Here is a 4,091-nt window from a genome sequence, read left to right as displayed (position 1 = left end):
TGACGAACTTACGACTATCGATGAAATCGGTCCGAAAATTGCCGAAAGCGTGGTAAACTATTTTGCCGATTCTGACAATTTAGCCTTCATTGCAAAGCTTAAAGCCGTAGGGGTAAAAATGACCGAAGACCGTCAGGAACCTGTGAGTCAGGATTTGGCGGGCAAAACATTTGTTCTGACAGGTACCCTGTCCATGCCACGCAAAGAAGCCGAAGCGCTCATTGTTGCCTATGGCGGTAAGGTCGCTTCGTCTGTCAGCAAAAAGACCAGCTATGTTGTAGCCGGTGCGGAGGCTGGCAGTAAACTGGAGAAGGCTAAGGAACTGGGTATTCCGGTATTGAACGAAGAAGAGTTCCGGATGCTAGTACAAAAGCCACAAGCATGATATAATAAATTTTATTGGAAAATGGTGACACACCTCATGTATGTAATCGCGTAAGGTGTGTCCTGCTATGTAACCTTAATAGGAAGGTGATACGATGAAAATAACCCGGCAAGATGTTGAAAACGTAGCTTTGTTATCCCGTCTGGAAATGACTCCGGAAGAACTGGATGCCTATGCTGGGCAGCTCAATGCCATCTTAGAATATGCCGATATTCTCAATAAGCTGGATACTAGTGGCGTTGAACCTACTGCCCATGTATTGCCACTAAAAAATGTCATGCGCCCTGATGAAGTAAAGCCTTCATTGCCGCGGGAGCTGGCACTGGCTAATGCTCCTGAGGTAGAAGACGGCTATTTCAAGGTGCCTAAAATTATGGAAGGGTAAAGATGGGAGGTCTAGAAGTGGAATTATTTAAACATACTGCGCATGAGCTACATAAAATGCTGCAAAGCAAACAGATATCGGCAGTTGAGCTGGCCAATGCCATATTTACCCGTACAGACGCTGTCGAACCTAAGATATGTTCTTACATAACGGAAACCAGAGAACAAGCACTGGCTCAGGCAGCCGCCGTGGATGCGAAAATTGCGCGCGGCGAAACCATTGCGCCACTGGCTGGTATTCCTGGTGCACTCAAAGACAATATTTGTACCCAAGGCACTAAGACTACATGTGCCTCCAAAATTTTGGCTAATTTTATACCGCCCTATAATGCTACGGTTGTAGACAAGCTGGCAGAACAGGATGCTGTGCTTGTAGGTAAGACCAATTGTGACGAATTTGCCATGGGCGGTTCAACCGAAAACTCAGGCTTTTTCATTACCCGCAATCCCTGGGACACAGATCGGGTTCCCGGCGGTTCCAGCGGCGGCTCCGCGTCGGCTGTAGCAGCCGGACAAGCGATCTGGGCGCTTGGCTCAGATACCGGCGGCTCTATCCGTCAACCGGCAGCCTATTGCGGTACGGTCGGGCTCAAGCCAACCTATGGCCGTGTATCCCGCTATGGTTTGGTAGCCTATGCTTCATCCCTGGACCAAATTGGTCCGTTTACCAAAGACGTTACCGACTGTGCATTGGTGCTTAATGCCATTGCCGGGCATGATGCTAAGGATTCAACTTCGATCAATGCCGAGGTTCCCGACTACACCAAGGCACTGGTCAACGATGTCAAAGGTCTTAAAATTGGTTTGCCGAAAGAGTATTTTGCCGCTGGTATCCAGCCTGAAGTAGCGGCAGCCATCCAAAAGGCCGTTGACCAGTTTATCTCTATGGGGGCAGAAGTCAAAGAAGTTTCTCTGCCGCATACCGAATATGCCTTGCCTGCCTATTATCTGATTGCTCCAGCCGAAGCCAGTTCCAACCTGGCCCGTTACGATGGCGTTGGTTTTGGTCTTCGCGTTCCTGGCAGTGATATTGTTGATATGTATAAAAAGACCCGGAGTGAAGGTTTTGGGGCCGAAGTGAAACGTCGGATCATGCTTGGTACTTATGCCCTAAGCTCAGGATATTATGATGCTTATTACCTCAAAGCCCTGAAAGTGCGTACTTTAGTGAAACAAGATTTTGACCAAGCCTTTACGGAAGTCGATATACTGATTGCTCCAACTGCACCGACTACCGCCTTCAAAATCGGCGAACTCAGCGATCCGCTGGCCATGTACCTGCAGGATATCTGCACCATTCCGGTGAACCTTGCCGGTTTGCCTGGGATTTCGATACCATGCGGTTTTGCCAATGGTTTGCCTATCGGGATGCAGATTATCGGCAAACCGTTAGCTGAGGCTACCATTATTCAGGCGGCTTACGCCTTCGAACAGGCCAACGATTATCATACACGGTTTGCGCCGCTGGGGGAGGGTTAATGCCATGAAATACGAAACCATCATAGGACTTGAGGTTCATTGTGAACTCAAAACCGAATCAAAAATATTCTGTGGCTGCAGCACCAAATTTGGCTCTGAACAAAATACCAACGTCTGCCCGGTCTGCCTTGGCTTGCCAGGTGTACTGCCAGTAGTAAATGAAAAAGTAATAGAATTTGCTGTGCGGGCAGGGTTAGCTCTTAACTGCCAGATACTACCATTTAGTAAATTTGACCGCAAAAACTACTACTATCCTGACCTGCCGAAGAATTATCAGACCTCGCAATATGATTTGCCAATTGCCGTTAACGGTTATCTGGATATCGAAGTCAATGGTGAAACCAAACGCATAGGCATTACCCGGATTCATATGGAAGAGGATGCCGGCAAACTGGTGCATTCAGGCACCATTAACAATAGCGAATATGCTTTGGTAGACTATAACCGTACTGGTGTGCCGCTCATTGAGATTGTATCTGAGCCTGATATCCGTTCACCCGAAGAGGCCAAAGCCTATCTGGAGAAAATGCGGAGCATACTTCAGTATATTGATGTTTCGGATTGTAAAATGGAAGAAGGCAGCCTGCGCTGTGATGCCAACATTTCGCTTCGTCCGGTGGGCACCGAGACTTTTGGCACGAAAACCGAACTTAAGAATCTCAACTCTTTCCGGTCTGTGCAGCGCGCCCTGGAGTATGAACTTGAACGCCAGACCGAGATCTTAGAGGATGGTGGACGCATTATTCAAGAAACCCGTTCCTGGGATGAAGCCAAAGGCGTGACCCGATCGATGCGCAGCAAAGAACAGGCTCATGATTATCGCTACTTCCCTGAACCGGAACTTGTTCCCATAGTAATCGACCCGGCCAAAATAGAAAGCATCCGCGCGCAATTGCCAGAGCTTCCTGATGCGCGCAAAGCCAGAATCATGGCTGACTATGGCCTGTCATCGTATGATGCCGCAACCATTACTGCCAGCCGCGCTATGGCTGATTATTTTGACGCTGTCGTAAAAGCCGGAGCTGACGCCAAAACAGCCGCCAACTGGCTGATGGGGGATGTATCCAAGCATCTTAATGCCACAAATACTCCTATAGAAAACTGCCCGGTTAGCGCTGCAAACCTTGCAGGGTTGATTGCCTTAATTACCAAAGGCACTATCTCTGGTAAGATTGCTAAAACGGTATTTGAAAGCATGTGGGAAACCGGTAAAGATGCTGAAACCATTGTCAAAGAACAAGGGTTGGTTCAAATCAGTGACGAAGGCGCTATTATTGCCATCGTTGACGGTGTCATTGCCTCTAACCCGCAGTCAGTCGCCGATTTTAAAGCAGGCAAAGAAAAAGCCATCGGCTTTTTGGTCGGCCAAGTTATGAAACAAAGCAAAGGCCGCGCCAATCCTGAACTTGTTAACAAACTGCTAAGAGAGCGGTTGACGCAAGCATAATGTAATTAATACATTGCCCCAAGGGGCTGTCGCACTAAAGAAGTCGGCAGCCCCTTTTCCATTGGTAAGTAGCCCCGTGTGACATTGTTAGTGCCAATACTGCACCAGATCTAAATGGTTTGCCAATACTAATCGGGAAGGCAGTTCTAGTTCAGCAAAGTTATTTTTAGGGCAGTACTTTACTGTGAATTTATTTACAGCAATATATTAGGTAATCACCTTTGGTTATCATGCGGCATATTATGTTAATAAAAAGGAGGTGATAATTTTGAGTGACGACTCTCAACGCCAAAATTACTTTATGATACCAGCCTATGATACCATAGAGCACAATCATGCGTTTATCACTATTGCCGATGTAGCTCGGGACCACCAACATGGCATTTTAGGCACAAC

The 4,091-nt window shown here is 47.5% G+C and carries 4 protein-coding genes; all 4 read left to right on the top strand.

The window, feature by feature from the left end; all coding sequences use genetic code 11:
- Positions 1–385: BRCT domain-containing protein (locus tag AC29Z1_RS14640; protein WP_488272193.1), on the top strand; the 385-nt coding region annotated here is incomplete at its 5' end.
- Positions 386–479: 94 nt separating this feature from the next.
- Positions 480–770: an Asp-tRNA(Asn)/Glu-tRNA(Gln) amidotransferase subunit GatC gene (gene gatC, locus AC29Z1_RS14635; protein WP_488272192.1), complete on the top strand. Its 291-nt coding sequence runs from the start codon at positions 480–482 to the stop codon at positions 768–770.
- A gap of 17 nt (positions 771–787) precedes the next feature.
- Positions 788–2,248 (top strand): Asp-tRNA(Asn)/Glu-tRNA(Gln) amidotransferase subunit GatA, encoded by a 1,461-nt coding sequence (gatA, locus tag AC29Z1_RS14630; protein ID WP_488272191.1) that lies wholly within the window; start codon positions 788–790, stop codon positions 2,246–2,248.
- Positions 2,249–2,252: 4 nt separating this feature from the next.
- Positions 2,253–3,695 (top strand): Asp-tRNA(Asn)/Glu-tRNA(Gln) amidotransferase subunit GatB, encoded by a 1,443-nt coding sequence (gene gatB / locus AC29Z1_RS14625; RefSeq protein ID WP_488272190.1) that lies wholly within the window; start codon positions 2,253–2,255, stop codon positions 3,693–3,695.
- Positions 3,696–4,091: the final 396 nt, after the last annotated feature.

Source organism: Sporomusa sp. (assembly GCF_057736855.1).
The sequence above is the reverse complement of the archived record's forward strand: the minus strand, read 5'-3'. Positions and strand labels throughout refer to the sequence as shown.

Excerpts from the sequence above, each read along its gene's own strand:
- gatB (WP_488272190.1), top strand. The coding sequence starts at position 2,253 with ATGAAATACGAAACCATCATAGGACTTGAGGTTCATTGTGAACTCAAA.
- gatC (WP_488272192.1), top strand. The coding sequence starts at position 480 with ATGAAAATAACCCGGCAAGATGTTGAAAACGTAGCTTTGTTATCCCGT.